This is a genomic window from Thermoanaerobaculum aquaticum, from assembly GCF_000687145.1.
GTDB lineage: Bacteria > Acidobacteriota > Thermoanaerobaculia > Thermoanaerobaculales > Thermoanaerobaculaceae > Thermoanaerobaculum > Thermoanaerobaculum aquaticum.
Window position 1 is genome coordinate 1 of the sequence record NZ_JMFG01000007.1, and the last position, 24,360, is coordinate 24,360.

Consider the following 24,360-nt stretch of genomic DNA (forward strand, 5'->3'; position numbering starts at 1 on the left):
TTTTGCGAGGCGCTGAACCGGAAGTTTGCGCAGGAGCCGGCAAAACGCGAAGACTGGCATCGCCCGGTGCCGGAGGGCATGGACCTTGCGGAGGTTTTCTGCTGGGAGGAGACCAGGGTCGTGAACAACGACTGGACGGTGCGCTATCACAACCGGTGGTTCCAGATTACAGGGCCCAAGGGAAGCCTGCCACCGGCCAAGAAGAACGTCACCGTCCGCCGGCGGCTGGATGGCTCGTTGGCCCTTGTGTACCGGGGACAACCGGTGGACTTTGTGGAGATTCCTGGTGCTTTGCCGCGGGCCAAAGCACCGGTCGTGGTGGCATCGAGCAAGCGCAAACCCCATCGTCCGGCGCCCGATCATCCTTGGCGGCGTTGGTCCCCACCGATCCCAAAAGCCGCAACGCCAAAGGCCAGCAACACCCCGCAAGGCGCTTGACATCCGTGAACCATAACGGCGCAACCCGGGCTGTGGAGCATGCCGCACCTATGGAAAAGCCAGAGGCTTTCCCACAGGTGCTTGGAAAACGCTCCGCGTTTCCCCCACGCCCCACAGCCCCTACGACAACCATGGGGTCATTTCTATCGAGCTCCCCATGGGGACATTTCTAAAGAGTGTTGACAGACCCACCTCCCCGCCATTCTTTGCGCACCCGCCGCCTGCAGCCCCCCGACCCCTACTTCTCGCGTGAGCAGTTTTTGCGCTACCACCATCAAGATTTGGCAGCCATGTCAGAGCAAGAGCTTGAGAAGGAAATCCGTCGCGCCCTTGTGGCTGCGAGTTTAGCCCCCGTTCTTTCGTGGGCAACCTGGTGGGAGCAGCGGTACCAAGCCGCCCTGGCGGAGCGAACCCGCCGGAAGGGGGGTGGGCATGAGCGGCGGTGAAACGCTGAACGAGGTGCGCGCGTTCATTGGGCGCTTTGTGGTTGCTTCCGAGGCGGTGAAGGACACCCTCACGCTGTGGGTTGGCTACACGTACACCTGGCAAAGCTTCCCGGTGGCCCCCTATTTGGCCATCGTTTCACCTACGAAGCGCTGCGGGAAAACAAGGGTGCTGGAGGTTTTGGAGTGTCTGGTTCCCAACCCCTGGCGTGCCGTTGCACCTACACCAGCTGCACTTTTCCGCACCATCGAGGCGGAACATCCAGTGCTGCTGCTTGATGAGCTAGACACAATCTTCAAAGGCCGTACCGAGGCCGAGTCTTACTTGCAGGCGGTGGTGAACGCCGGCTACCGCAGGGGCGGCTTCGTTCCCCGCTGTGAAAAGAACGGCAAAGAAAAGATGACCGTGCAGAAATTTGAGGTGTTTGGCCCCAAGGTGCTGGCTGCCATCGGCCACCTGCCACCCACCATTCAGGACCGCTGTATCACCATCCACCTGGAGCGCGCCACCGTTAAACTGCCGCGCTTCATCCTCTCGCGGGAACTGGAAGCCGCCGCGCCGTTGCGTGCCGCGCTGGCGGAAGCCTTTGGTGGTGGGGTTCCCGACCCCTGGCCGACCGACATCCCATCGCAGCTTGACGACCGGGCGGCGGAAATTTGGGCCCCGTTGTTGGTGATTGCCGAGGGAGCGGGCGGCGATTGGCCGAACCGTGCGTGGCGCGCTGCTATCCAACTTTCAGCATCACGTGGGGAGGATGAAACCCCGGCCATTGAAGCTTTGGCGTTCGTGGCGCGCCTCTTCAAGGAACACGGCGCCGACCGCCTGGCCACCACCACAATCATCACTGAAGGCCAAGAGGCCGGGGTTTTTGACCGTGACTTCACCCCCCGGCGCTTGGCAAAGCTTTTAGCACCCTTTGGAATCACCCCAGCCAAGTGGAAGGACACTGAGGGCAAGACGGTACGAGGCTACCTGCGGGAGCAGGTGGCTGCAGCTGCGGCCGTTTACACCCCGCAGGAAACCGCCACAAGCGCCACCGGAGTTACAACCCACGATGCTGCAAACACTTACGCGGTGGCGGATGGGTGGCGGGTGGCGCTTCCAAGCGCCACCAATGATGATACGCCGTCTCAGGTGGCGGATATATCCGCCACCCGCCACCAAAGCGCCACCACGCAAGTTATTGATCATAAAGGTACTTCTTCCGCCGGTGGCGGAAGTGGCGCTTTCTTCTCGGGTACTGAGGCCGGAAGCCTGCCCGAGAAAGGAGGAAAGCATGGCACCCCAAGCCGTAAGCTCATTTGACCTTCCGGCAGGGGTTCGGCTGTCTGCCTCCCCTGACGGAAAGTTTCTGGTGGTGGAACCAGCTGAGTTGCTTACCCCTGAGCACGAAGCCAAGCTTGCAGAGCTGAAGCCCCGCATCCTGGCCCTGCTCCGCTGGAACCACTGCCCCACCTGCCTGCAGCCGTTGGAGCTCCAGCCGGGCCAAGGTCGGGCGTGGTGTGGGCACTGCCAGTGGGCATGGTTTGAGATACCGGGGGAGCCTAACGGGTGGAAGGACACCCCCATGGCGCTGGCGTCCCGCCGCGCGTCAATGGGCTTGTGCCCCACCTGCGGGGTGTGGCTCGGGGCGAGGGGCTGCTGGCGTTGTGGGGCCACCTGCCCTATCCCCGGGTGTGACCACGCGAGGCATTGAACGGAGGACGAACGATGGACGCACGCGAAAGAACCAGCGGAAAAATCGGGACCGCCCGCTGGCGGTACATCACGGACGAAACCGTAACGCTTAAGACCCTGGCGGAAGAGCTCGGTATCTCTTATCCCTACCTGAAAAACAAAGCCGCTCATGAACGATGGGCGGAGCAACGCCAGGAGTTCCAAAGGATGGTGATGGAAAAGGCAAGTGCCAAGGTGGCGGATGAGGTCGCGCGCTTGGCGGAAGAACACCGGAAGATTGCCCGCAAGGCCATGGAAGTCGCGCAGCCCATCTTTGAAGGCAAGGTTGGGGAGCTGACCCCATTCCAAGCGTGGAGTGTCATTCGCGAGGCCGTGGAGCTGGAGCGCAAGAGCACAGGCCTTGACGAGCAAGTAAAGGCCCAGGTTGTCGAGCACCTGGTGGTCCTGCTCAACGTGGCGAAAACGCTGCTGCAGCCCGAGCAGTTTGAAGAGCTGAGAACAAGGCTGCTTGAGGCCTCGGGGGTGGGGTAGGGGGTGGCCAAGACGTTGCTTTTTTGCATCGCCGGCGGGCAGAGGGCCATCACTGGCCGAGTTACCGCCAGGCGCATTGCACGCTTTCAAGCTTGTTTGGGGCACCTGCCCATTCCGCAAAGGCCGGGGGGCATGAAAAAGTATCATCTCCCCGGCCGCGAGCGCAGCCCGGCCCTTGCTCGCTCAGCACTGAAGTTCCCGTGAACCCCCGATCGCAGCTGGAGCAAAGCCCCCCTACTTAGCCTGAGATTGTGCCGCTACCGGAGTGGTTGTATGGCGGTTCAAGGGTTCGCTTAGAGGTAACGAATCATGACCCGACGTGCTCGTAATAGCCTCACTTGACCCATAAAGCTGGAACCCACCCGGTCATCCCAAAAACAGGGCCGGGACAGAGGATTTGCACCTTCCGTCGGTTTCTCGTGCTGCCTACCACGGCTACCTCGCATCCCTGGTCAACATAAAAAACCTCGCCTTTCAGTTGCATCACCAAAAGGACCCCTGTGACGCGGCTATCATCTGCCCTCACGACCTCATCTATTAGCTCCGGGCGAGTAAAAACGGGCACCTGTGCTACGTCGACGCCTGCGTCAAGAATGGCTACGCCGGACCTTGGGGGAAGCTCAGCAATCAATCCGATGACTAAGAGAGCTAGGAACACGCAGCCGATCTTAACGGTTCGAGAAGCCATAGGACCTCCTTTCTAGCTTGCCGCGAGTATTATCTGCTCTTGGGTTCTGTGTCAACCTCCAGGCACCCACCTAAAACTTTGTCCTCCTTGCGGGGTCACGCCCTGGGGCGAGCTTTCCCCATTACGTGACGAGGCTTCCCTTGCCTCCAAGGACTGGCCCTTTTTAAGGCCCGGAAGCCGTTTTAGGCCTCCCCCTGGGGTGATTGCGAGGTGCTGCCGAAAAAACCTCTTCGGTCGAAATCTCAGGCCGGAAAGAGGCCCCCACTACTGTGGGGACGGACGGCTCGGTTTTGCGGCAACCCGGGCTGAAGCTGGCTTTTGTTATTTGCCTCCTGCGCAGTTTGCTATCCGGTTTTCGCAAGGGCGCACACGCCTAAGGCGAAAGGAAGGGTTAACAAACTAACGTTCGGCATTAGTCCGCTAGCCGATGGTTGGGAACCTCTTGTGGGGGGGTGGCGACCATCCCCCCACCGGCACCTTCTCCCCAACCTGATTGCTTTTGCTCCCCCAAGAAAAAATCCCGCAACCACGCCCGTCAAGCTCGTTACCAAGCCTGGGATTGTCAGCTGCCGGGGGAAGGTGTTCCCCTGGTGGCCTGCTTGTTCTGCACATTCCTTTGGGTGTGTTCTGCAGTGCAGGCTTCCTTTGCGGCCGAAAGCTCTTGGGAAAGAGAAGAGTGCCAAATCCCCCCTCCCCGGGGTGTTTCTCTTAGATGACCTTGAAGGCTCCAACCGTTGAGGCCCTTTCGGAACGGAAGCACGGGTTGCGGAGGGATGGAGGGCCACCGGCTTCTCCCGTGCCCTTTCCAAGCGCCTGCCATGACCGGAACGGGAAAGCCGGATGCGCCAAAAAGGGGTGGAAATCGGGGGTTCCTCTGGGAGGGGTGGAAAAGCCTTTTTGGTGCTCCTATTGCAATACTAGTGCAATGAAGCTTAGGGCCGCCGGAGCGGCCCGCCGTAAGCTGTTGATCTTATTGGTGGAGCCGATGGGAGTCGAACCCACGACCTCATGAATGCCATTCATGCGCTCTCCCAACTGAGCTACGGCCCCACCCGGGGATGAAAAACTAGCAAACTCCGGGCGGCCCGTCAAGGACCGGCAGGGGCATTTAAGGCGGTAGTTGGCCCGGTAGCCTGGATGGAGCATTTTTTCCCGGGACGGGGGTAGGATTAAGGGGGCTTTCTCCATGAAGGCGTTGCCCGGGAAAGCCAAAGGAGGGGCAATGTGGCGGCTCGCACTTTGCTTGATTTGCTTGGGGGTAGACGCAGCTGCGGTGGACCTTACCATCACGGCCTCACCAGCTCGTCCTCGGGTGGGTGAGGAAGTGACCTTTACCTTTTCGCCGCCGGTGAGCCAAAGCGGTGATGAGGTGATCTTTGACTTTGGGGACGGAGCCACCGGGAAGGTGAGTTGGGCCGTGGAGTGTGCGCTCTTTGGTGGGTGCAAACAGATCAAACACACCTATCTGGCGGCGGGAAACTTCCGCGTGCTGGCTTCCGGGAAGGTGACTGGACAGGACGCCTCCGGCTCCCTGAACCTCACCGTGGACCCGACGCCGGTGCCTGCCGACCTTTACCTTTTGGCGGCGGCGCACGTGCGGGGCACTAACGAGACCAACTGGCGCACGGATTTGGTGGTGAACAACGTGACCTTTCTGGCGGCTTCCTACAAACTGTGCCTCCTCCGCCGCGGGACCGGGAACCAAAACCCGGTGTGCAAGAGCTTTACCCTGCCGGCTCGGCAAGCCCGGCGACACCAGGATGTGTTGTTCACTGAGTTTGGCAGCGAGGGGGCAGCAGCCCTGCGTATCGAAGCCGCCCCTGGAGTAGTTTTGGCCACCAGTCGCACCTACAACGCGCTGGAGGCAGGCACCTACGGGCAGTTTGTGCCGGTTTTGGGTTTGTCCCAGGCGCTATTGGCTGGCGAGGAGGGGCGGCTTTTGCAGCTTTCCCATAACCCAGCGCTGACCGACGGTTTCCGCACCAACCTGGGGCTTTTGAACCCTACGCCCGGCGTGGTGACCGCGCAGCTTCGCTTTTACCGCGGCGACGGCATCCTGATTGGCGAGCTGGCCCAAGACCTTCAGCCCTACGAGTTCACCCAGCTGGACAAGGTCCTCGAAAGGGTCACGGATCAACCAGTGGAGGACTTCTACCTAGTGGTTTCCTGCAACCCGGCGGGAGCTCGGCTTTTTGCTTACGCCTCGGTGGTGGACAACCGCACCGGCGACGCCATCTTGGTGCCGCTGCAAAAAGTGCCCGCCCAGCAGTAGGCGGTACAATACGCGCGGAAGCGCACGGGGCCTGGTGGCCCTCGCGGTCTTCAAAACCGTTGCCCGGCCGCACCAGGCGGTCGGGGGTGGGTTCGATTCCCATGCGCTTCCGGAACTCTTTTGGCGAGAACGTGCTAGGATGGCCGTTGTGGGGGAACAAACCTCTCGTCATATTTACGTGGGGGAGCTTGCCGAAACACCGCTCCCGGAAATGCTGGCTACCATCCACCGCTACCGCGTCCCGGGGGTGCTGGAGGCGGAGGTAGGGGACGCCATTAAGCGGGTTTTCATTTACGACGGCGACATCATCTTTGCCACCTCCACCAACCGCGCCGAATCCCTCGGTGACATGCTGTTAGCCGCGGGAAGGATCACCCACGAGCAGTACCGGGCCTCTTCGCTTTTGCTTTTGGAAAACCCCCATAAGCGCCACGGCCAGGTGCTGGTGGAAATGGGGATCCTTACCGAAGCCGAGCTGCGGGTGGTGGTGCTGGAACAGGTGCAGCGCATCGTCTGGGGGCTTTTTGGGGTGAACGAAGGCAAGGTGACGTTTACCCTAGGGGAATACCGCACGGACGAAACCTACAAGCTGCGTATCCCCACCCCCAGGGCCGTGCTTCACGGCTGTAAGACCGTTCCCGACGCCCGCCGGCTGGTGGGGCGCCTGGGCAGCAAGAGCACGGTTTTCCAAAGGGTCCCCACCCCGGAGCACCTGCGGGGGTTGGAGCTGGAGGCCCAGGAGGAGCAGCTTTTGTCTTTGGTGGACGGCCGTAAGACCTTTTACGAGCTGTGCGAGCAGGGGCCCTTTGCCCCCGGCCTTAACGCCCGCGTTCTGTACGCGTTTCACTGCTTGGGGCTGATTCAAAAGGCCAAGGAGCAGGCGGGCATCAAGGTGCAGGTTTCGTCGAGCTGAGGGTGTAAAATATGAGCGGTTGCCGCGCAAGGCGCGGCCGCGACCATGCCTGGGGTTGAAAACTGGGGGACTGGCCGGAGGCCCCAGGCTTTGCGTCACAGGGAGGATCGCCATGCCGCTTTACGAGTACGCCTGTGCAAGCTGTGGCGTTCATACGGAGGTCATGCAACGGGTGGGTGCGCCGCCGTTGGCCTCGTGCCCTCACTGTGGCGGTCCGGTTCATAAGGTGCTGGCTCCGCCTGCGCTTCACTTCAAGGGCACGGGGTGGTACGTCACCGACTACGCCCGTGGGGGCAACGGGGGGAAAGCGGAAAGCCGCACCGAGCAAAAGGGGGGTTCCGAAAGCGCCACGGCGTCCTCCGGGGACACCGCCTCGGGAAACGGAAAAAAGCCTTAAGGTTGGAAGTTACGCCGGGCCAGATCTTCCAGAAAGTTTCTGAAGGCCTCCCCTAGCTCGGGGTGGGAAAGCCCCAGCTCCACCGTGGCGCGGAGGAAGTCTCCCTTGTTGCCGGCGTCGTAACGCTTCCCTGGAAAGGTACAGGCGTAAATGGGTTCCCGCCTCAAGGTGCGGCGCAGGCCCTCGGTGAGCTGGATTTCCCCGGAAGCATCGGGGGGTGTAGAGCGCAGCTCCTCCAGCACCGTGGGCGTGAGGATGTAGCGGCCAATGACCGCCCAGCGGGAAGGGGCCACCTCGGGGGCGGGTTTTTCCACCAGGTCGTTGACGCGGAAAACCCCGTCGCCCAGGGGCTCCGCCGCCACGCACCCGTAGCGGGAAATTTCTGCCGCGGGCACCTCCATGACCGCCACCACCGAAGCCCCGGTTTGCCGGTGCACCTCGGCCAGCCGGCCAATGGCCGGGCTTTCCCCCACGATCACGTCATCCCCCAGCAGCACCGCAAAGGGCTCGCGGCCCAAAAGGGAGGCGGCTTGCAGCACCGCGTGCCCCAGCCCCAGGGCCTGCTTTTGGCGAACGGCTACGACCTCCACCAGGTTGCCCACCTCCTGCACCGTCCGCAAGAGCTGGTGTTTGCCTTTTTCCGCAAGAAAGGCCTCCAGGCGCAGGCTGCGGTCAAAATGATCCTCGATGGCCGCTTTGCCTTCCGCGGTTACGAAAATCGCCGTGGTGAAGCCGGCGGCTACCGCTTCCTCCACCACGTACTGGAGGGCCGGCTTGTCCACCAGCGGGATGAGCTCCTTGGGGATGGCCTTGGAGGCCGGCAGAAAACGGGTGCCAAAGCCGGCCACCGGGAAAACCGCGCGGGTGAGCATCAGCGGCGACCCTCACCGGCAACCGGATAGCCGGGGACCGCGGTGAACGTCAGGCGAACCCCGGGTTTGACACCGTGGGCTGCCGCTTGCCCGGCCGCCAGCTCCAGCACCGCCCGCGCCGGGCGGCTGGGCTTGTAGGAGGGGCAGGGGTCCAGCTTGCAGGGGGGCACCGAGGCCTTCACATCCACCACCGTGCCGCTGGCATCCAGCCAAATGAAATCCAGCGGGATGAGGGTGTTCTTCATCCAGAAGGGCAGGTAATCCTCCCGGTCAAACAAAAACAGCATCCCGTGGTTGGGCGGCAGCACATCGCGGAACATCAGCCCCACGGCCTTTTGCTCGTCGGTGACCGCCAGCTCCAGCGAAACCACGGTGTTATCGGGAAGCACGCAGGTCGGTGTTGCTGCTTGACCAGCAAGAACCACAGCAAGCAAAAACGGGATCATCGGTTAATCCTCCACTAGCTTGTACTTTGCCACATGGTAGCGGAACGCCCGGTAGGACATGCGCAGGAGCTTGGCTGCTTCTTTTTGCACACCACCGGTGCGCGCCAGGGCTTGGCGCATGTACTCCCTTCGCAACTCGTGCAGGTGCGCTTCCACGTCCAGGCCCCCTTCGGGAAGGCGCACCGGGCCTGAAGACGGTGCCATTTCCCCCTGCCCCAAAAGGGTAGTGGGAAGCGCGCTTAGGGTGATCACCGAGGAAGGCTCCAGCGCCACCGCCCTTTCCATGATGTTTTCCAGCTCCCGTACGTTCCCCGGCCACGGGTAGTTTTCCAGGACCGCCATCACGTCGCGGTGAATTTGCTTGGTGGGGAGTTTGAGGCGGTTGCACGCGCGGCTCACGAAGTGGCGGGCCAGCTCGGGGATGTCCTCCCTTCGCTCCCGCAGCGGCGGCACGTGCAGGTGAATGACGTTGAGCCGGTAGTACAGGTCCTCGCGGAACTGCCCTTCCTTGAGGAGCTTTTCCAAATCCCGGTTGGTGGCGGCAATGATGCGCACGTCCACCTCGATTTCCCGGTTGTCGCCCACGGGGCGGATGCGCCGTTCCTGCAAAGCGCGGAGGAGCTTTACCTGCATGGTCAGCGGCAGCTCCCCTACCTCGTCCAAGAACAACGTGCCCCCATGCGCTTCCAGGAAAAGCCCCTTCTTTTCGCGGACGGCACCGGTAAAAGCACCGCGGGCGTGGCCGAAGAGCTCGCTTTCCAGAAGGGGCTCGGGCAGGGCACCGCAGTTCACCGGCACAAAAGGAGCAGCGGCTCGCGGGGAAGCCGCGTGGATGGCCCGCGCCAACAGCTCCTTGCCGGTTCCCGATTCGCCGGTAATGAGCACGGTGGCATCGCTGCGGGCCACCTGAGGGAGGCGCTGGAGGATGGGCCATAAGCTGGGCGCCTGGCCCAAAAACCCAAAAAACGCCACCGGTTGCGGGGCGGCAGGCGCCAGATGCTTGCCCACTACGGCCTTCAAGACCTCAACGTCGAAGGGCTTGGAAAGGTAATCCACCGCCCCCTCCCGCAGCGCGGTGATGGCTTGGGCCGGGGTAGTGTGGGCGGTAATCACTACAAACGGGGTTTCTTGGTTGTTTTGGCGGGCAGTGCGGATGAGCTCCAGCCCGTTGCCATCGGGCAGGTAGATGTCGCAAACCACCAAATCGAAGCGGTTGCGGTGCAACTGGGCGTGGGCTTCGCTGAGGGTGCTCGCCTCCGCCACGTGGTACCCCTCGGCCTCCAGGATGATGCGCAAAAGCTCGCGCATGGGGGCTTCATCGTCCACAACCAGAATGCGCGGTGGCACTTACACCTCCCGCATGGGGATGGAAAGCGTAAAAACCGAACCTCGGCCTGGCTGGGACTCCACCTTCACCTCACCGCCGTGTTCGCTGACGATGGAGTAAACCACCGCCAGCCCTAAACCGGTTCCTCCTTTGCGGAACGCCTTAAACGGCTGAAAGATCTCATGAATGCGCTCGGGGTCCATGCCTTCCCCCTCGTCGGCAAAACGTACCACATAAAAGGCCCCATCGGGGAAAGCCTCCACGGTGAGCGTTCCCCCGCCGGGCATGGCTTGAATGGCGTTGCGGGCCAGGTTGAAAAAGGCCTGGCGGAGCTGCTGCTCATCGGCCACCACCGGTTTTTCGTGGCGCACGATGCGGCGCAGGATGCGGTGGTTGGGGCCAAGCTCCGAAGAGTGGGTAAAAAGGTCCAGGGTTTCCTCCAGGACGCTTCCTATGTTGCAGGGGCCCCAGTGCGGTTCGGGCGGCCTGGCGTAGTTGAGGAACGACTCGATGATGTTGGAAAGCCTTTTCGATTCGCTCACCACGATGCGCAACAGCCGGCGTTCCTCCTCGGTGAGGGTGCTGCGGTTTGCCAACACCTGAGCCGCTCCGGAAATGGAGGCCAGCGGGTTGCGGATCTCGTGGGCAATGCCCGCTGCCATCTCGCCGGCTGCCACCATGCGCTCCTTGAGCTTTTCTTTGCGTGCCGCTTCTTGCACCTCGGTGAGATCGCGGAAGTGCACCACCGCCCCCAAAACCGCGCCGTTGTCGGAGGCCAGCGGTGTGACCGTGCACCCTACGGGGCGATTGCTGGGTGGGAGCTCCCCTTCCAGCCTTTGGGGGAAGCCCTTCGCCACGCGGTCCAGAATGGTTTCCCAGGACACCCCAGCGAGGGGCAGTACTTCGGAAAGCTTTTTCCCCTCCAGGGGTTGCGGCTGTCCGGTGATGGAGGATGCGGCCGGGTTGGCCAGGAGCACACGCCCTTTGAGGTCGCAAGCCAGCACCCCCGATTCCACGGAGCGCAGCACATCGGCGGTGAGGGCCAGGGCCCGGGCGGCGGCTTCTCTTTCCTCCTGGAGGCTTCGCTCGGCTTGCTGCAGGGAGTGAGCCAGGTAAGAGGCCAACAGCGCCACCGACGCAAAGCCCACGGCGGTAAGCCCCAGCTGCAGGGTCAGCGAAGGGGGACGGGGCGAGGCCAGGGCCGAAATGCTGGCAGGGGGTGGCAGCACTCGCGACACCACCAGCTGCACCATGGCCAGGTAGGCGAGGAAAGCGGCGGAAGCCAGCGCCAAGGCCCCTTTGAGACCATACATGAGCGCGGCCAAAAGCACCGGCGCCAAAAGCAAGAAGGCAAAAGGCGACCATGCCCCGCCGGTGAAGTACACGATGGCGGTAACCAGCACCACGTCACCCAGGAGCTGCAAAAGGCCGTGAACCGCGGGCTCAAGACCGGCCAGCCAGAGGATCAACCACACCAGGGAAAGGGCAAAACCCCACCCGGCCACGGCGAAAAGCGGGGAAAGGGGCAGCATTTCCTCCGAAAGGCTTTGGAGGATGAGCGCCGTCACCACCACCGCGCCGATGGCCAAGAGCCGCAGGCCCAAAAGCCATCGCGCCAAGCGTTGGGTTTGTAGGCGGCTCGCCCAAGGGCCGCGGGGTTGAGGGCCCTTTTCCGCTTCCCTCATCCGATCTTGGAGATGAGGTCGAACATGGGCAGGTACATGGAAATCACGATGCCGCCAATGACCACGCCCAAAAACGCAATGAGCAGCGGTTCAATGAGCTTCATCATGCCGGCCACCGCCATGTCCACCTCTTCTTCGTAAAAGTCCGCAATTTTGGAAAGCATGGTGTCCATGGCGCCGGTGGTTTCGCCCACGGAAATCATCTGCACCACCATGGGGGGAAACTGCCCCGTAGCCCCCAGAGGCTCGGCCAGCGTCTTGCCCTCCTCGACCCTCTTGCGCACTTCAAGGATGGCCTGCTCGATTACCGCGTTCCCCGAGGTGCGAGCGGTAATGTCCAGGGACTCCAGAAGCGGCACACCGGAAGCTAGAAGTGTTCCCAACGTGCGGCAAAAGCGGGCCACCGCAATTTTTCTTAAAACGATTCCTAACACCGGCGCTTTCAGCAAAAGGCGGTCAATCACCAGCTTACCCTGCTCGGTTTGGTAGTACAGGCGCACCGCAAAGAAAGCGGCCACCGCCAAACCCAATATCAACCACCAAAAGCCGGCTACGAAATTGGAAAGGGCCACCACGATACGGGTGGGCAAGGGGAGCTCGGCCCCCAGGGAGGTAAACAACGACGCAAAAACCGGGATCACCTTCCAGAGGATCACGTAAACCACGAGAATGGCGATGGTGATCACCGCCGCCGGGTAAATCATGGCGGACTTCACCTGCGCTTTCAGGCGCGCTGCCTTTTCAATATAGGTGGCCAAACGCTGGAGGATGGTGTCCAAAATACCGCCGGCTTCACCGGCAGCCACCATGTTCACGTAAAGGTCGCTGAAGGCCTGCGGGTGCTTCCGCAGGGCAGCTGCCAGGGAGGAACCTGCTTCCACATCCTGCCGCACCTGCAGGATGATCTGGGCAAAGCGCTTGTCCTCCTGCTGCTCACCAAGGATTTGCAGGCATTGCACCAGAGGCAAACCGGCGTCAATCATCACCGAAAACTGGCGGGTGAAGATGGCCAGCGCTTTGTCGGAGATCCGGCCGCGCAAGCGCGGCACCGCCACTTCCTTGCCTTTTTCCTTGACGGTGGTGGGCACGATCTGCTGCCGGCGCAGCAGGGCAAAAACCGCTTCCTTGCTGTCGGCAACCAAAACCCCGCTGCGCACGGCGCCGGTTCGGTCCCTACCGCGCCACTCGTAGCTTGGCATAGGCTAGCTCCTCCCTCCTACCCGGGGTGCCACGGGAGGCTGCACAACCCCCACACCCCGGTTGATCAGGTCCTGCAGCTCGTCGGGGTTCGAGCTGTACGAAAGCGCCGTTTCCAGCTTGATAAGCCGCCGCTGGTACAGGGTCGCCAGCGACTGGTTAAAGGTTTGCATACCGTGGGTGAGCTGCCCGGTTTGCATGACCGAGTAAATTTGGTGGATTTTGTCCTCACGGATGAGGTTTCGCACCGCGGCGTTGGGGATCAACACCTCGCAGGCCAGCACCCGACCTTTGCCCGACGCTTTGGGCAGCAAGGACTGACAGATGATCCCCTCCAGCACGAAGGAAAGCTGCGCCCGCACCTGTGGCTGCTGATGTTCCGGGAACACGTCAATGATGCGGTTGATAGTTTGCGGGGCGGAGTTGGTGTGCAGGGTGGCAAAGGTCAGGTGGCCGGTTTCGGCAATTTGCAACGCCGCCTCGATGGTTTCCAGGTCGCGCATCTCGCCGATGAGCACCACGTCCGGGTCTTCGCGCAAGACCGAACGCAAGGCGTTGGCGTAGGAAAGCGTGTCGCTGTGCAGCTCCCGTTGGTTCACCATGGCCTTTTGGTGCGAGTGCAGGTACTCGATGGGGTCTTCGATGGTGATGATGTGAACCGGGCGCTCCTTGTTGATCTTGTCAATCATGGCCGCCAGGGTGGTGGACTTGCCGGAGCCCGTAGGCCCGGTGACCAGCACCAGCCCCCGGGGCTTGTTGCACAGGGTTTCCACCACCGGCGGCAAACCCAAGTCGCGAAAGCCCAGGATCTCGTAAGGAATGCGCCGGAAGGCCGCGGCAATGGCGCCCCGTTGGAAGTACACGTTGGCCCTGAAGCGCGCCAGGTTCTTAATGCCAAAGGAGAAGTCCAGCTCCAGGTTTTCCTCCAAGCGGTGCTTTTGCGCATCAGTGAGCACCGAATAGGCCAGCCGCTTGGTTTCCGGGGCAGTGAGCACCGGGTAGTTGGGGAGGCGCTCCAGCATGCCGTCCACGCGGATGATGGGTGGTGAGCCGGTGGTGAGGTGGAGGTCGGTGGCCCCCCGATCCACTGCAATTTTCAAAAGCTCATGAAGCGTGACTGGCATGGCTCCCCCCTTACAGCACGGTCTCGCGGACTACTTCCTCGATGGTGGTTATACCTTCGCGGATTTTGTGGAGGCCCGATTGCCGCAGGGTAATCATCCCTTCCTCAATGGCTTTCCGTCGCAATTCTACGACGGTAGCGCCGGAAAGGATGAGCTCGCGGATGTCGTCGGTGATTTCCATCACCTCGAAAAGACCCACCCGGCCCTTGTAGCCGGTGTTGCCGCAGCGGTCGCAGCCGCGACCCCGGTACACCTTGAGGGAGTGGGCTTCAGCCTCGGAAAAGCCCACGGAAAGCAAGCCCTGGATGGGGACCTCCACCTCTTCCTTGCAGTTGCTGCAGATGCGCCGCACCAACCTCTGGGCGGCAATGACGTTCACCGAGGTGGCCACCAGGAACGGCTCGATGCCCATGTTCATAAGCCGTGAGATGGTGGAGGGGGCGTCGTTGGTGTGCAGGGTGGAAAGCACCAGGTGGCCGGTGAGGGCGGCCTTGATGGCAATTTCTGCGGTTTCAAAGTCCCGGATTTCCCCCACTAGGATGATGTTGGGGTCCTGCCGCAAGAAGGCCCGCAGGGCGGCGGCAAAGTTGAGGCCGATGCTTTCCTTCATTTGCACCTGGTTGACACCGGGAAGCTGAAACTCCACCGGGTCCTCGGCGGTCATGATGTTGACCTCGGGGGTGTTGATGCGGGAAATGGCGGAATAAAGCGTGTTGGTTTTGCCGGAACCCGTAGGCCCGGTGACCAGCACCATGCCGTAAGGCTTCAGAATGGCGTCCTCAAACTTCTTGAGGGAGCTCTTCTCAAAGCCCAGCTTGGTCATGTCCAGGCGCAGGTTTTCCTTGTCCAAAAGCCGCAGCACCACCTTTTCGCCAAAGAGCGTGGGCACCGTGGACACGCGGTAATCCAGCTCCCGGGTGCGCCCTTCCACCTTGGCCTTGAGCTTGATGCGTCCGTCCTGGGGCAAGCGCTTTTCGGCAATGTCCAGCTTGGCCAGGATCTTGATGCGGGAGGTAATGGCGTCCTTAAGCCGCAACGGCGGGGTCATGATTTCCTGCAGGATGCCGTCAATGCGGTAGCGGACGCGGAAGGTTTTTTCGTAAGGCTCGATGTGGATGTCCGAAGCCCCGCGCTTGATGGCGTCGGTGAGGATGATGTTCACCAGCCGCACCACGGGAGCTTCCGTGGACTCCTTGGCCAGCTCGGCAACGTCCAGCTCCTCTTCCTCCTCCAACAGCTCCAGCGCTTCCTCTTCCACCGTGGCCAGGTCTTCCATGACCTTCTTGAGCTCCACCTCACGGGTGGAGCCGTACACCTTGTCAATGGCTTCGCGGATGGCTTCTTCCGAGGCCACCACCGGGTCCACCTTGAAGCCGGTGGAAAAGGTGATGTCGTCCACGGCAAAGATGTTGGTGGGGTCGGCCATGGCCACCGTGAGGGTCTGTCCGGTTTTGAGGATGGCAATGATGTTGTGCTTGCGGGCCTGGTCCTCGGGGATGAGCTTGGCCACCGCCGGGTCAATTTCGAAGTTGCGGAGGTTGATGGAGGGCACCCCGTACTGATGGGAGAGGCACTCGATGATGTCATCCTCGGTGACATAGCCGAGCTTTTGCAGGATTTCCCCCAGTTTGCCGCCGCGGCTCCGCTGTTCCTCCAAGGCCTTTTCCAGTTGGGCTGGGGTGATCATCCCAGCTTTCAAAAGCAACTCACCGAGTTTCAGCGCCATGATCCCTCACTCCTGTTTCTCGCTTTTTGAGTGTACCACTTCTTGCCAGCTTGGGGTGGCTTCCACCAGGGTGGCGGTGAGCGAGCCAAAGGGGAGGCGGGACACGATTTTCAAAGGGATGTGCCGGGGGTCCTGGCTCACGTAAAGCACCAGCTGGCTCTCGTTTTTGTAAAGGCCGCCGCTGCGGAACCGTGGTTCCACCACGAAGGTTTCCACTTTGGTGGAGCCCACCTTAAGCGTTTGCCTGCCGGTAACCACCACCATGAGCGGGTACACTTCCTTTCCCGAAATCACATCCAGGCTAAAAGCCCGGCTGGGGGCCAGGTCCAAGGTGCGGAGGGCAAAGATCGAACCCAGGGTGTCCAGCACCGGTGGGTTTACCGTGACCTTTCCCTTTTCCCGCCCATCCCGGGTTCGGGTGGCCACCCCCGTGGCCCGATCCACCACCAGCACCTCGGAGTAGTGGCGCTTGCCCTCGGCAATGGTGGCTTCCTGCCGGAGCAAGCTCAAGGGGTTGCGGGAAAGCAGCGTTTCAATGCGGTTGTTCACCGAAAAAATTCGGGAAAAGCTGGGGGTGGAGGTGGCGGTCATGGTCAAGCGCAGGTTTTCCCCCTCCGGTTTTGCCGAAAGCTCCAAAGTCCCCGCCACCACGTGGAAGTAGCTCAGGGCATAGGTGAGCTTCTCGCCTTCCGCCAACCACGGAGGGTCCTGGGCGTAGGAAGACAGGGCCAGCAAGATTCCCGAGGCCAGTGCCAGGGTAGGTCGCATCGTTCTATCCTACACGGCTTCTGTCAAAAGACCTTGCAGTGCCGAAAGCACCTCCGCCATCTCCACCGGGCGAGCGGCGCCGGTGGCGGCCCTGCCCCGGGAAGCGCCGGTTCTGGCGCCGCTGACCACCGCCACCCGGGGGCCGCGGGGCGCGTTCCGGGCGGGATCGGTGGCCACGTGCACCGCCACCGTCGGGGTTCCCAGGGAGGCAGCCAGATGGATGGGGCCGGTGTCGCCGCCCACCACGGCCCTGGCCGCCGCCAAGCAAGAGGCGAGCTGTAGGAGATCGGTGGGGGGAGCTAAGCGGGCCTCTGGGGCCTGGCGCACCACGTCCTCGGCGATGGCCCTTTCCCCGGGGCCCCAGAACACCGTAACCGGCAAGCCCAGCTCGGTGAGTTTGCGGGCCAGCTGTGCAAAGAGGCGAGGGGGCCAGTTCTTTTGCGGGTGGCCGCTGCCGGGGAAAAGCTGCACGGCAAAGGCCTCTTCGGGGGGATTGGGTAGATGCGGGCGGAGGAAGCTCCCGTCCGGTGCGGTGCCGTAGCGAACCGGCAAGGGAAGCGCTTCGGCCAGGGTCAAATTGAGGTCCACCACGTGGGTGAGCTCAGCCCGAGGGGTTACGGTTTCGGTGTAAAAGAGCCCGCTGATGCGCTCCCGACGGTGGGATGGGGCAAAACCCAGGCGGCGGGGGATCCCGGCGAGGGTCGCCCACAGCGCCGATTTCACCAGCCCCTGGGGGTCAAGGGCCACTTCCGGGGCAAGAACCCGCAGCGTATCCATGGCTTTTTTGGCTTCCGCCCGCACCGTTTGCCCCCAGGGGGTGTGACGCCAGCGCTTGGTGGCTACCGGCACGCAGTGGCGGACCGCCGGATGCAGCGCCACCAGAGGCGAAAAGCGCTCCTCCACCAGCCAAACCACCTCCCCGTGCTGGGCCAGGACCACCGCCAAAGGCCAGGTGTGAACGATGTCGCCCAGGGCTGAAAGGCGTGTGAGCAGGAAGCGGGTGGCCATTACCGGGAGCTTTCGGAGGCCAGAAGCTTGCGGATGGTGGCCAGAAGGTCGCTGGTGGCGTGCTCTTTGGGGTCGCCACAGATGGCGGTGCGCCCACCCCAGGCGGCCACCACCTCCCTTTCCGGTACGGTTTCCGGCGTATAGTCGGTGCCCTTGGCGTGGATGTGCGGTTTGATGGCCTTCAAAAGCTCCACCACCGTGGTTTCCGGGAAGATCACCACGTAGTCCACGCAGGAAAGGTGCGCCAAAAGCTCGGCGCGTTCCGCTTCCGGGACCAGCGGCCGCCCGGGGCCCTTTAAAGCGCGGGTGGAAGCGTCGCTGTTGACCCCCACGATGAGCAAATCGCCCAGCTTTTTGGCGGCCCAAAGGTAGCGCACGTGGCCCACGTGCAGGAGGTCAAAAACCCCGTTGGCCAAAACCACCGTTTGCCCCTGTTCCCGGGCCTTTTGGGCTAGCAAAGCCGCTTGCTCTCGGGTGATGATCTTGGCGCTGGGATCAGTCATGGATGAAGGGGGCGGCGTCCACTGCCGCGTGCAGTTCCTCGGCGCTCACCGTGGCGGTGCCGGCCTTCATCACCACGATGCCACCGGCGAGGTTGGCCAAAAGCGCCGCCTGACGGGGTGTGCCGCCGGCGGCCAGGGTCAGCGTCAGGGTGGCCAAGACCGTATCGCCGGCACCGGTGACGTCGGCCACCTGGTCGGTGCCGTACACCGGCAGGTGGAAGGGAGGCATCCCCTGCTCCACGAGCGTCAAACCCTGGGAGCCGCGGGTGGCCACCACAAAACGCGCCCGCAGCTTGCGCCGCAGGCTTTCCGCCGCTTCTGCCACCTGCCGATCGGTTTGCGGGAACTGACCGGCGTGGGCGGAAAGCTCCTCGAGGTTGGGCGTTGCCCCATCCACCGGCCCCAGGGAGGGGAGGGCAAAACGGGAATCAGCCACCGCCAGAGCGCCTGCGGGCAGACTTCGCCGTAAGGCTTGCACGCCCTCGGGGAAAACCGCCCCGTACCCGTAATCGGAAACGGCCGCCGCCTGCACGGTGGGGGCGAGGGCGGTGAGCGCGGCCATCAGCTGGTCGCGGAGCTTGCCGTTACCCACGTTGTCCTCGATGTCGTAACGGGCCACCTGGTGCTTGAGGGCGGAAGGACCCCCGGCCAGGATGCGCACCTTGGTCACCGTGCGAAACCCAGGCACGACCACTACCTGGCTGACATCTCCGCCTCGCTGCCTCAGGGTTTCCCGCAGCACCTGCCCCTGCTCGTCGTCCCCCACCACCCCCACCGCCACCACCTGGGCCCCCAGGCTCAACATGTTGGCCATGGCGTTGGCGCCGCCTCCGGGCACGTCCTTTTGCTCCTCAAAGCGCAGGATCAGCACCGGCGCTTCGCGGGAAATGCGCTTGGGGCTGCCCAAAATGAAGCGGTCCAGGACCAAATCCCCGTAAAGCAGCACCCGGCAGCCGCGGAAGCTTTCAATGAGCCGGTGGAGGCGGTCCCTTTCCCGCACGTTGGGATTCTAGCGGATGCCGAGGACGGGGCTCACCAAAGCGGTGAAGGGCTCCTGGAGGGGAACCAAGGAAACCTCCAAAACCGCCACCTCGGGGGCGAGGTCCTGGGGCAAGCGCACCGCATCTTTGGCGGTGGTGATGGGGATGGCGCCTTGGCGTTTGGCCTCCCCCAGCAGGAGCTCCAGTTCCGCCCGGGTGTAGGGGTGGTGGTCGGGAAAGGGCTTTGTCGCCACGAGCTGGGCGCCGGTTTCGGTCAGCGTCCGAAAGAAGCGAGCGGGATGGGCGATGCCGGCGAAGGCCAGAAGCTTTTGCTCAGCAAGCTCGGTCAAGGGCCGCAGGCGGTCTTGCCAGAAAAAACCCAGGGCTTGCAGGGAAACGGCAAAGGGGGGCAAGGGGTGGTAGCGGGAAAGGGCAGTCCGGGCGGTTTCCTGCTCGGTGGGCTTGCCCACACACACAATGCGGGAGGCAAACGCCAGCGCCCGGGGGCCCTCACGACGCCAGCTCTGGCGGCCCAGGGGGTCTTTGGCGTCCACCACCACCAGGTCCACCTCCCGGGCCAGCGGCCAGTGCTGGAACCCGTCGTCCAGGAGGGCGTGGGTGGCTCCCAGGGAAAGCGCTTTGCGGGCCCCACGCAGACGATCGGCATCCACCACCACCGGGACGTGAGGAAGCCTTCTGGCCAAAAGCGAGGGCTCATCGCCCGCCTGGATCCAGTCCGGACCTGGGTCCCCTTGCAGCACCACCGTGGTTTTCCCCAGTCGTTTATAGCCGCGGGTGAGGATGGCCGGCTTGGCACCAAGCTCCAAAAGCGTCCGCGCCAGGGCCTCCACCAGGGGGGTTTTGCCGGTGCCCCCCATGGTGATGTTGCCCACGGAAATCACCGAAAGCGGCGCGGTTTTCCGCGGCAAAAGACCACGGCTCACCGCAAAGCGCAGCACGAAGTTCAAACCTTCAAAAGGGGCGTTGACCAGGCGCTGGAGGCTCATGGCAGGAAGGGGAGCAAGGCTTCCACGGTTTTTGCGGTGGCTCCTGCGTGCTTGGCCAGCACCGCTTGGGCGTTTTGGCCTAAGGCCTGGGCTTGCTGGGGGTGGACCAGCAAATGGGCCAGCGTTTCTTGCAGCTCGCGGACATTGTGCACGAGCTTGACCCCGCCGTGCACCTCCAGCTCCCGGTACACCGCGGCAAAGTTGCGCACATGGGGGCCGGAAACCACCGGCACCGCAAACCTTGCCGGCTCAATGGGGTTGTGCCCGCCGGTGGGGACCAGCGAGCCCCCCACAAAGGCGACGGTGGCCAGCTGGTAAAGCGCCGCCAGCTCCCCCACCGTGTCCAGCACCACCACGTCGGCGGTGGCATGGGCAGCGGGCAAGGGGCTGCGGCGAACCGCCGCTAGCCCCAGTTGCCGGCAAAGCTCCAGGACTTCCTGGGCCCGCTCGGGGTGGCGGGGGGCCAGGATCAAAAACGGGCGGTCCGGGAGCTTCATCCAGGCAGAAAGGACCTGCTTTTCTTCCCCGGGCATGGTGGACCCCGCTACCAACACGGCACGACCGCTGGCCAGCTGGCAAAGCCGCGCCTTGAGGTCTTCGGCCAGAGGCCTTGCGGGCTTCACGTCGAACTTGATGTTGCCGGTCACCCGTACCTTTTCCTGCGGTACCCCTAAGGCCACCAGCCTGGCCGCATCGCCTTCCGTTTGCGCCAGGGCCAGGGTGAGCGGCGCCAAAAGCGGGCGCAAAAGGGGGGCAAAGAGCTGGTAGCGCGGAAAGGAGCGGTCGGAAATGCGGGCGTTGACCAGCACCACGGGAATCCCGGCTTCGCTGCAGGCGGCAAGCATCTCCGGCCAAAGCTCGGTTTCCACCAGCACGAGAAGCCGCGGTTGGGTGGCGGCCAGAAAGCGGCGGGTGGGAGCGGGGAGGTCCAGGGGAAAAGGCAGGGTGGCGTCGGCCACCTGGGCGCCGGAAGCGAGCTCTAGGCCGGTGGCGGTGGTGGCAGAGAGGAGGAGCGGTACCTGGGGAGCGCGCCTTCGAAGCTCGGAAAGCAGCGCCCTGGCCACCGTCACCTCCCCCACGGAAACCGCATGGACTAACACCCCACCCTGGGGCACCGGTGGCAGACCCAAACCCAGGCGCATCCTGAGCGGTGGCCTTCGCTTTCCGGTGCGGCGATCGGCTACCCACAGGAAAGGAGCAGCCAGGGGCAACGCTAGGTGCAAGACCAGCCGGTAGAGGAGCAGGGAAAACCCGCGCACCCGCCAAGTCTAACGCAGGGACCAGCAAAAGCCCGGAAGGTCTATACTGCCCCCAACGGCGGAACGCCGGGGCACGTAAACGGGGGTGGAGGACGGAGGTGCCGTGGGGGTGCTTCGCCTTTTTACGAGTAGGGATGTGAACGCCGAAGCCGACGATCGGGTGTTGGCCAAAGCCGCTCGCGCCGGCGACGAGGAGGCCTTTGCTTTGCTGGTCAAGCGCCATCAGGGCGGGGTTCGGCGCTTGGCGGCCCGCATTCTTTTGGACGAGGAAGAAGCCCGGGACATCGCCCAGTTAGCCTTTATCCGCGCCTGGGAAAACCTCTCCCGCTACGACCCTTCCTGGTGCTTTTCCACCTGGCTTTACCGCATCGCTTCCAACTTGGCCATTGACGCCCTGCGGGCCCGGGGGAGCCGGGATCGCACCCACCAAACCCACCTGCGGTTGGTGGGGGAGGAGGAAGCCCCAAAGGCCCCGGAGCTTTTGCAGGAAAAAGAGGTGGAGAGCATCTTCCACCAGCTCGCCCAGATCCTGCCGCCGGCCCAAAGGCAAGCGTTCGTGCTGCGGGAGGTGGAGGGGCTTTCCACGTCGGAGGTGGCAAAAATCATGGGCTGCACCGAAACCACCGTGCGCAACCACGTCTTTTCGGCGCGGGCCACCTTGCGCCGGGAGCTGGCGCGGCGCTATCCCGAGTACCTCCCCAGGGGAGGTGAGGCATGAGCTGCAGCAGGGTGAGGGGGTGGCTGCCAGCTTACCTGGCCGAAAGCTTGGGCGAGGAGGAGCGTCAGGAGTTCCGCGCCCACGTGCGGAGCTGCCCGGGGTGCCGCCGTTGGCTTTGGCAGCAGGATGCCACGGTGGCGCTGGCTTTGGCGTTACCGGCGACGGACACGGCGGACGGTGGCTTCGTGGAAGAGGTCCTGGCGGGCATCCACCAGCGGCGGGTGGAAAGGGCTCTGGCCAGGAAAAAGCGGACCTGGCGGCGGGCAGCGGCAGCTGCCGCGGCGCTTTTGGTCCTAGGGTTGGCTTACGAGCGCTGGCCCCGCTCACCCCGGCCGCAGGTGGTGGCCCAGCCGGCGCAGGAAAAGCTTGCCCCCGAGCCTTTCGTAGAGGTGGAGGGGGAAGGGGTGCGGGTGTACCAGCTGGCTTCCGGGGGGGATGCCCGAACGCAGGTCGCCTTCATCGTAAGCCCCTCGGTGGAGCTTTAGGGCGTGCGGTGGCTAGCGGCGCTGGTCGTGATTTCTGGCCTCACCCTCGGTGCTTGGGCGCAAGCCGTTCAGGAGGTGCGGGTTTTCCAGCTGCGGTTCAAACCGGCCCGGGAGGCCGCTTCGGTGGTTGAGCCGCTCCTGTCGCCGGAGGGCTCGCTGCTCATTCAGCCGCGGGCCAACACCCTTACGGTGCGGGACACCCCGGCGGTGCAAAAGCGGGTGGCGGAGGCTTTGGCCAGCTTCGATGTGCCGCCGGAAACCTACCGCATCCGCCTGCGCCTCATCCTGGCGTCCACCGTGCCCCCCACCCCGGGTGCTGCCAGCCCCCTAATTGAAGGGGTGGGCCGCGAGCTTTCGGAGGTCTTCCGCTTCACCTCCTACCAGGAGCTGGACACCCTGCTCCTGGCGGCCACCGATGGGGCTACGGTGGAAGCGGAAGCGGCGGGGAAGTACTACTTGAAGTTCTTGGTGCGGGGGTCAAGCCGCGAGCGGGATCGCGTGCAGCTCCAGGGCTTTGAGCTTTACCGCAAGAGCCGCAACCCCGACGGCAGCGAGGGCTTGCGCCTCTTGCTGCGCACCACCCTTTCCCTGCGCTTAAAGCAAACCGGCATTTTAGGAGCAGCTCGCTCGGAGGCCGCCAACCAAGCGCTGGTGCTGGTATTTTGGGCCGAGCGGGAGGAGACGTAATGCCTGAGTTTGTGGTTCGCCTGGGGATGCCGGATGGGCGGGTGAGCGAGCAAAAGCACCACGCGGCTTCCGCCGAAGCCCTGCGTCGGGAGCTGGAAACCCGCGGGCTTTACGTGTTTTCGGTGAAGGCCGCCCGGCGGCTGCGCCTTTCCTGGCGCTTTCGCTTTCGGGAAAAGGTCAAACCTCTGGAGTTTTTGGTCTTCAACCAGCAGCTGGCGACGCTTTTGGCGGCGGGGATGCCGGTGCTGCAATCCCTGGAGCTGCTGCAAAAAGCGCAGAGCAACCCGTTTTTCCGGGAGGTGTTGGCGCGGGTTTTGGAAGACGTGCGCTCAGGGGTGGCGCTTTCCGAGGCCTTTGCGGCCCAGGGGGCGCTGTTTCCCCCCCTGTACTGCGCCAGCGTGTTTGCCGGCGAGCGCTCCGGCGATCTGGTGGGGGTTTTGCGGCGCTACATCCGCTACCAGCAAATGCTGGAAGGCGCCCGGCGGAAGGTTACCTCGGCCCTCACCTACCCGGCGGTGCTCATGGGCCTGGCGTTTGGCTTGATCGTTGTGCTGGTCACCTACGTGATCCCCCGCTTTGCCGGCTTGTACCAGGATTTCCAGGCCGAGCTGCCGCTTTTGACGCTGGGGATCTTGGCTCTGGCCAGCTTCATCAAGCAACAAATATATGTTTTGCTGGCTGGTCTGGTCATCGGCCTGGTGGTGCTGCGCCGCTACCTGCAAAGCGAAACCGGACGTTTGGCCTGGGACCGAGCCCGCCTGCGCTTGCCGTTTGTGGGGGAAATCTTCCACCTCTTCGGGCTTTCACAGTTCGTGCGGGCCTTGGGTACGCTCCTGGCCGGAGGTACGCCGCTGGTTCCGGCCCTGGAAGTGGCGGTGGGCACCGTCACCAACCGCGCCCTTTCCGAACCGTTGCGGGGGGTGATCCCCATGGTGCGGGAAGGACAGCCCTTATGGTCGTCTTTGGAAACCACCGGGCTTTTCCCCGAGCTTTCCCTGGCCATGGTGCAGGTGGGGGAAGCCACGGGGGCTTTGGTGGAGATGCTGGATGGGGTGGGGCAGTTTTACGACGAGAGCGTCGAGGTCAAGTTAGGAAGGGTGGTGACGCTCATTGAGCCGGCGGTGTTGGTGCTCATGGGCGGCGTCATCGTGACCCTGCTCTTGTCCGTGTACCTGCCCATGTTTACGCTGTTGCAGCGGGTGCAGTAG

At 63.3% G+C, this 24,360-nt stretch carries 23 protein-coding genes, 2 tRNA genes and 1 pseudogene; 11 read left to right on the plus strand and 15 right to left on the minus strand.

The genetic code is table 11. The features are described from left to right. The 3 genes and pseudogenes from EG19_RS02930 to EG19_RS02950 all read left to right on the plus strand — a co-directional run. A pseudogene (locus EG19_RS02930) lies at window positions 1–438 on the plus strand (hypothetical protein); the annotation flags it as partial. A gap of 432 nt (window positions 439–870) precedes the next feature. Next, window positions 871–2,187 (plus strand): DUF3631 domain-containing protein, encoded by a 1,317-nt coding sequence (locus EG19_RS12270; protein ID WP_053334811.1) that lies wholly within the window; start codon window positions 871–873, stop codon window positions 2,185–2,187. A gap of 405 nt (window positions 2,188–2,592) precedes the next feature. Then, entirely contained in the window at window positions 2,593–3,090 is a 498-nt protein-coding gene (locus tag EG19_RS02950; RefSeq protein ID WP_053334813.1) for a hypothetical protein, read from the plus strand. A 334-nt stretch (window positions 3,091–3,424) separates the two neighbouring features. On the opposite strand, the gene EG19_RS02960 is transcribed toward EG19_RS02950, so the two are convergent. Further along, entirely contained in the window at window positions 3,425–3,778 is a 354-nt protein-coding gene (locus EG19_RS02960) for a hypothetical protein (RefSeq protein WP_038047356.1), read from the minus strand. Window positions 3,779–4,752: 974 nt separating this feature from the next. Then, window positions 4,753–4,828: transfer RNA gene (locus tag EG19_RS02965), tRNA-Ala, on the minus strand. A 172-nt stretch (window positions 4,829–5,000) separates the two neighbouring features. On the opposite strand from EG19_RS02965, the gene EG19_RS02970 reads away from it, so the two are divergent. The 4 genes from EG19_RS02970 to EG19_RS02980 all read left to right on the plus strand — a co-directional run bounded on the left by EG19_RS02970 (window position 5,001) and on the right by EG19_RS02980 (window position 7,360). Continuing rightward, on the plus strand, window positions 5,001–6,050 hold the full coding sequence (locus EG19_RS02970; protein ID WP_038047357.1) for a PKD domain-containing protein: 1,050 nt from the start codon (window positions 5,001–5,003) through the stop codon (window positions 6,048–6,050). Window positions 6,051–6,066: 16 nt separating this feature from the next. After that, window positions 6,067–6,162 (plus strand) — tRNA-Sec (locus EG19_RS13345). Window positions 6,163–6,198: 36 nt separating this feature from the next. Then, complete coding sequence (locus EG19_RS02975; RefSeq protein ID WP_161685319.1) at window positions 6,199–6,963, plus strand: DUF4388 domain-containing protein; 765 nt, start codon at window positions 6,199–6,201, stop codon at window positions 6,961–6,963. 112 nt (window positions 6,964–7,075) lie between these two features. Next, complete coding sequence (locus tag EG19_RS02980) at window positions 7,076–7,360, plus strand: FmdB family zinc ribbon protein (protein ID WP_038047361.1); 285 nt, start codon at window positions 7,076–7,078, stop codon at window positions 7,358–7,360. On the opposite strand, the gene EG19_RS02985 is transcribed toward EG19_RS02980, so the two are convergent. The 13 genes from EG19_RS02985 to EG19_RS03045 form a co-directional block, all read right to left on the minus strand. Next, entirely contained in the window at window positions 7,357–8,232 is an 876-nt protein-coding gene (locus tag EG19_RS02985; protein ID WP_161685322.1) for a UTP--glucose-1-phosphate uridylyltransferase, read from the minus strand. The genes EG19_RS02980 and EG19_RS02985 overlap by 4 nt on opposite strands. Continuing rightward, window positions 8,232–8,678, minus strand: coding sequence for a DUF192 domain-containing protein (locus EG19_RS02990; protein ID WP_053334814.1), 447 nt, complete (start codon window positions 8,676–8,678; stop codon window positions 8,232–8,234). Before EG19_RS02990 ends, EG19_RS02985 begins: the two co-directional genes overlap by 1 nt. Before the next feature lie 3 nt (window positions 8,679–8,681). Then, a complete protein-coding gene (locus EG19_RS02995; RefSeq protein ID WP_038047365.1) occupies window positions 8,682–10,025 on the minus strand; it encodes a sigma-54-dependent transcriptional regulator in 1,344 nt (447 codons plus the stop codon). Next, a complete protein-coding gene (locus tag EG19_RS03000) occupies window positions 10,026–11,624 on the minus strand; it encodes a two-component system sensor histidine kinase NtrB (protein WP_161685325.1) in 1,599 nt (532 codons plus the stop codon). Window positions 11,625–11,686: 62 nt separating this feature from the next. After that, complete coding sequence (locus EG19_RS03005) at window positions 11,687–12,889, minus strand: type II secretion system F family protein (RefSeq protein WP_038047369.1); 1,203 nt, start codon at window positions 12,887–12,889, stop codon at window positions 11,687–11,689. Between the two features lie 3 nt (window positions 12,890–12,892). After that, a complete protein-coding gene (locus tag EG19_RS03010) occupies window positions 12,893–14,011 on the minus strand; it encodes a type IV pilus twitching motility protein PilT (RefSeq protein WP_038047371.1) in 1,119 nt (372 codons plus the stop codon). Window positions 14,012–14,021: 10 nt separating this feature from the next. Further along, on the minus strand, window positions 14,022–15,740 hold the full coding sequence (pilB, locus tag EG19_RS03015) for a type IV-A pilus assembly ATPase PilB (RefSeq protein ID WP_161685331.1): 1,719 nt from the start codon (window positions 15,738–15,740) through the stop codon (window positions 14,022–14,024). 3 nt (window positions 15,741–15,743) lie between these two features. After that, complete coding sequence (locus EG19_RS03020) at window positions 15,744–16,505, minus strand: DUF3108 domain-containing protein (RefSeq protein ID WP_038047375.1); 762 nt, start codon at window positions 16,503–16,505, stop codon at window positions 15,744–15,746. 9 nt (window positions 16,506–16,514) lie between these two features. Next, window positions 16,515–17,513 carry a lipopolysaccharide heptosyltransferase I gene (gene waaC, locus EG19_RS03025; protein ID WP_038047377.1) on the minus strand — a complete coding sequence of 333 codons (999 nt, stop codon included), beginning with the start codon at window positions 17,511–17,513 and terminating at the stop codon, window positions 16,515–16,517. After that, window positions 17,513–18,016, minus strand: a complete 504-nt coding sequence (locus EG19_RS03030; RefSeq protein WP_038047379.1) for an adenylyltransferase/cytidyltransferase family protein — start codon at window positions 18,014–18,016, stop codon at window positions 17,513–17,515. The genes waaC and EG19_RS03030 overlap by 1 nt, the downstream gene beginning before the upstream one ends. Next, the gene (locus EG19_RS03035) at window positions 18,009–19,016 is read right to left on the minus strand and encodes a bifunctional heptose 7-phosphate kinase/heptose 1-phosphate adenyltransferase (protein ID WP_038047381.1); all 1,008 of its coding nucleotides are present in this window, start codon (window positions 19,014–19,016) and stop codon (window positions 18,009–18,011) included. Before EG19_RS03035 ends, EG19_RS03030 begins: the two co-directional genes overlap by 8 nt. 9 nt (window positions 19,017–19,025) lie before the next feature. Next, window positions 19,026–20,003 carry a tetraacyldisaccharide 4'-kinase gene (gene lpxK, locus EG19_RS03040; protein WP_053334815.1) on the minus strand — a complete coding sequence of 326 codons (978 nt, stop codon included), beginning with the start codon at window positions 20,001–20,003 and terminating at the stop codon, window positions 19,026–19,028. Next, complete coding sequence (locus tag EG19_RS03045; RefSeq protein WP_053334816.1) at window positions 20,000–21,262, minus strand: 3-deoxy-D-manno-octulosonic acid transferase; 1,263 nt, start codon at window positions 21,260–21,262, stop codon at window positions 20,000–20,002. Before EG19_RS03045 ends, lpxK begins: the two co-directional genes overlap by 4 nt. A 103-nt stretch (window positions 21,263–21,365) precedes the next feature. Between EG19_RS03045 and EG19_RS12280 the strand changes: the two genes are divergently transcribed. The 4 genes from EG19_RS12280 to EG19_RS03065 are packed head-to-tail and all read left to right on the plus strand — an operon-like array spanning window position 21,366 to window position 24,360. Then, window positions 21,366–21,980 (plus strand): RNA polymerase sigma factor, encoded by a 615-nt coding sequence (locus EG19_RS12280; protein WP_053334817.1) that lies wholly within the window; start codon window positions 21,366–21,368, stop codon window positions 21,978–21,980. Further along, entirely contained in the window at window positions 21,977–22,465 is a 489-nt protein-coding gene (locus EG19_RS03055) for a zf-HC2 domain-containing protein (RefSeq protein ID WP_038047383.1), read from the plus strand. Before EG19_RS12280 ends, EG19_RS03055 begins: the two co-directional genes overlap by 4 nt. Window positions 22,466–22,468: 3 nt before the next feature. Beyond that, window positions 22,469–23,152 (plus strand): secretin N-terminal domain-containing protein, encoded by a 684-nt coding sequence (locus tag EG19_RS03060; RefSeq protein ID WP_038047385.1) that lies wholly within the window; start codon window positions 22,469–22,471, stop codon window positions 23,150–23,152. Then, entirely contained in the window at window positions 23,152–24,360 is a 1,209-nt protein-coding gene (locus EG19_RS03065) for a type II secretion system F family protein (protein ID WP_038047387.1), read from the plus strand. Before EG19_RS03060 ends, EG19_RS03065 begins: the two co-directional genes overlap by 1 nt.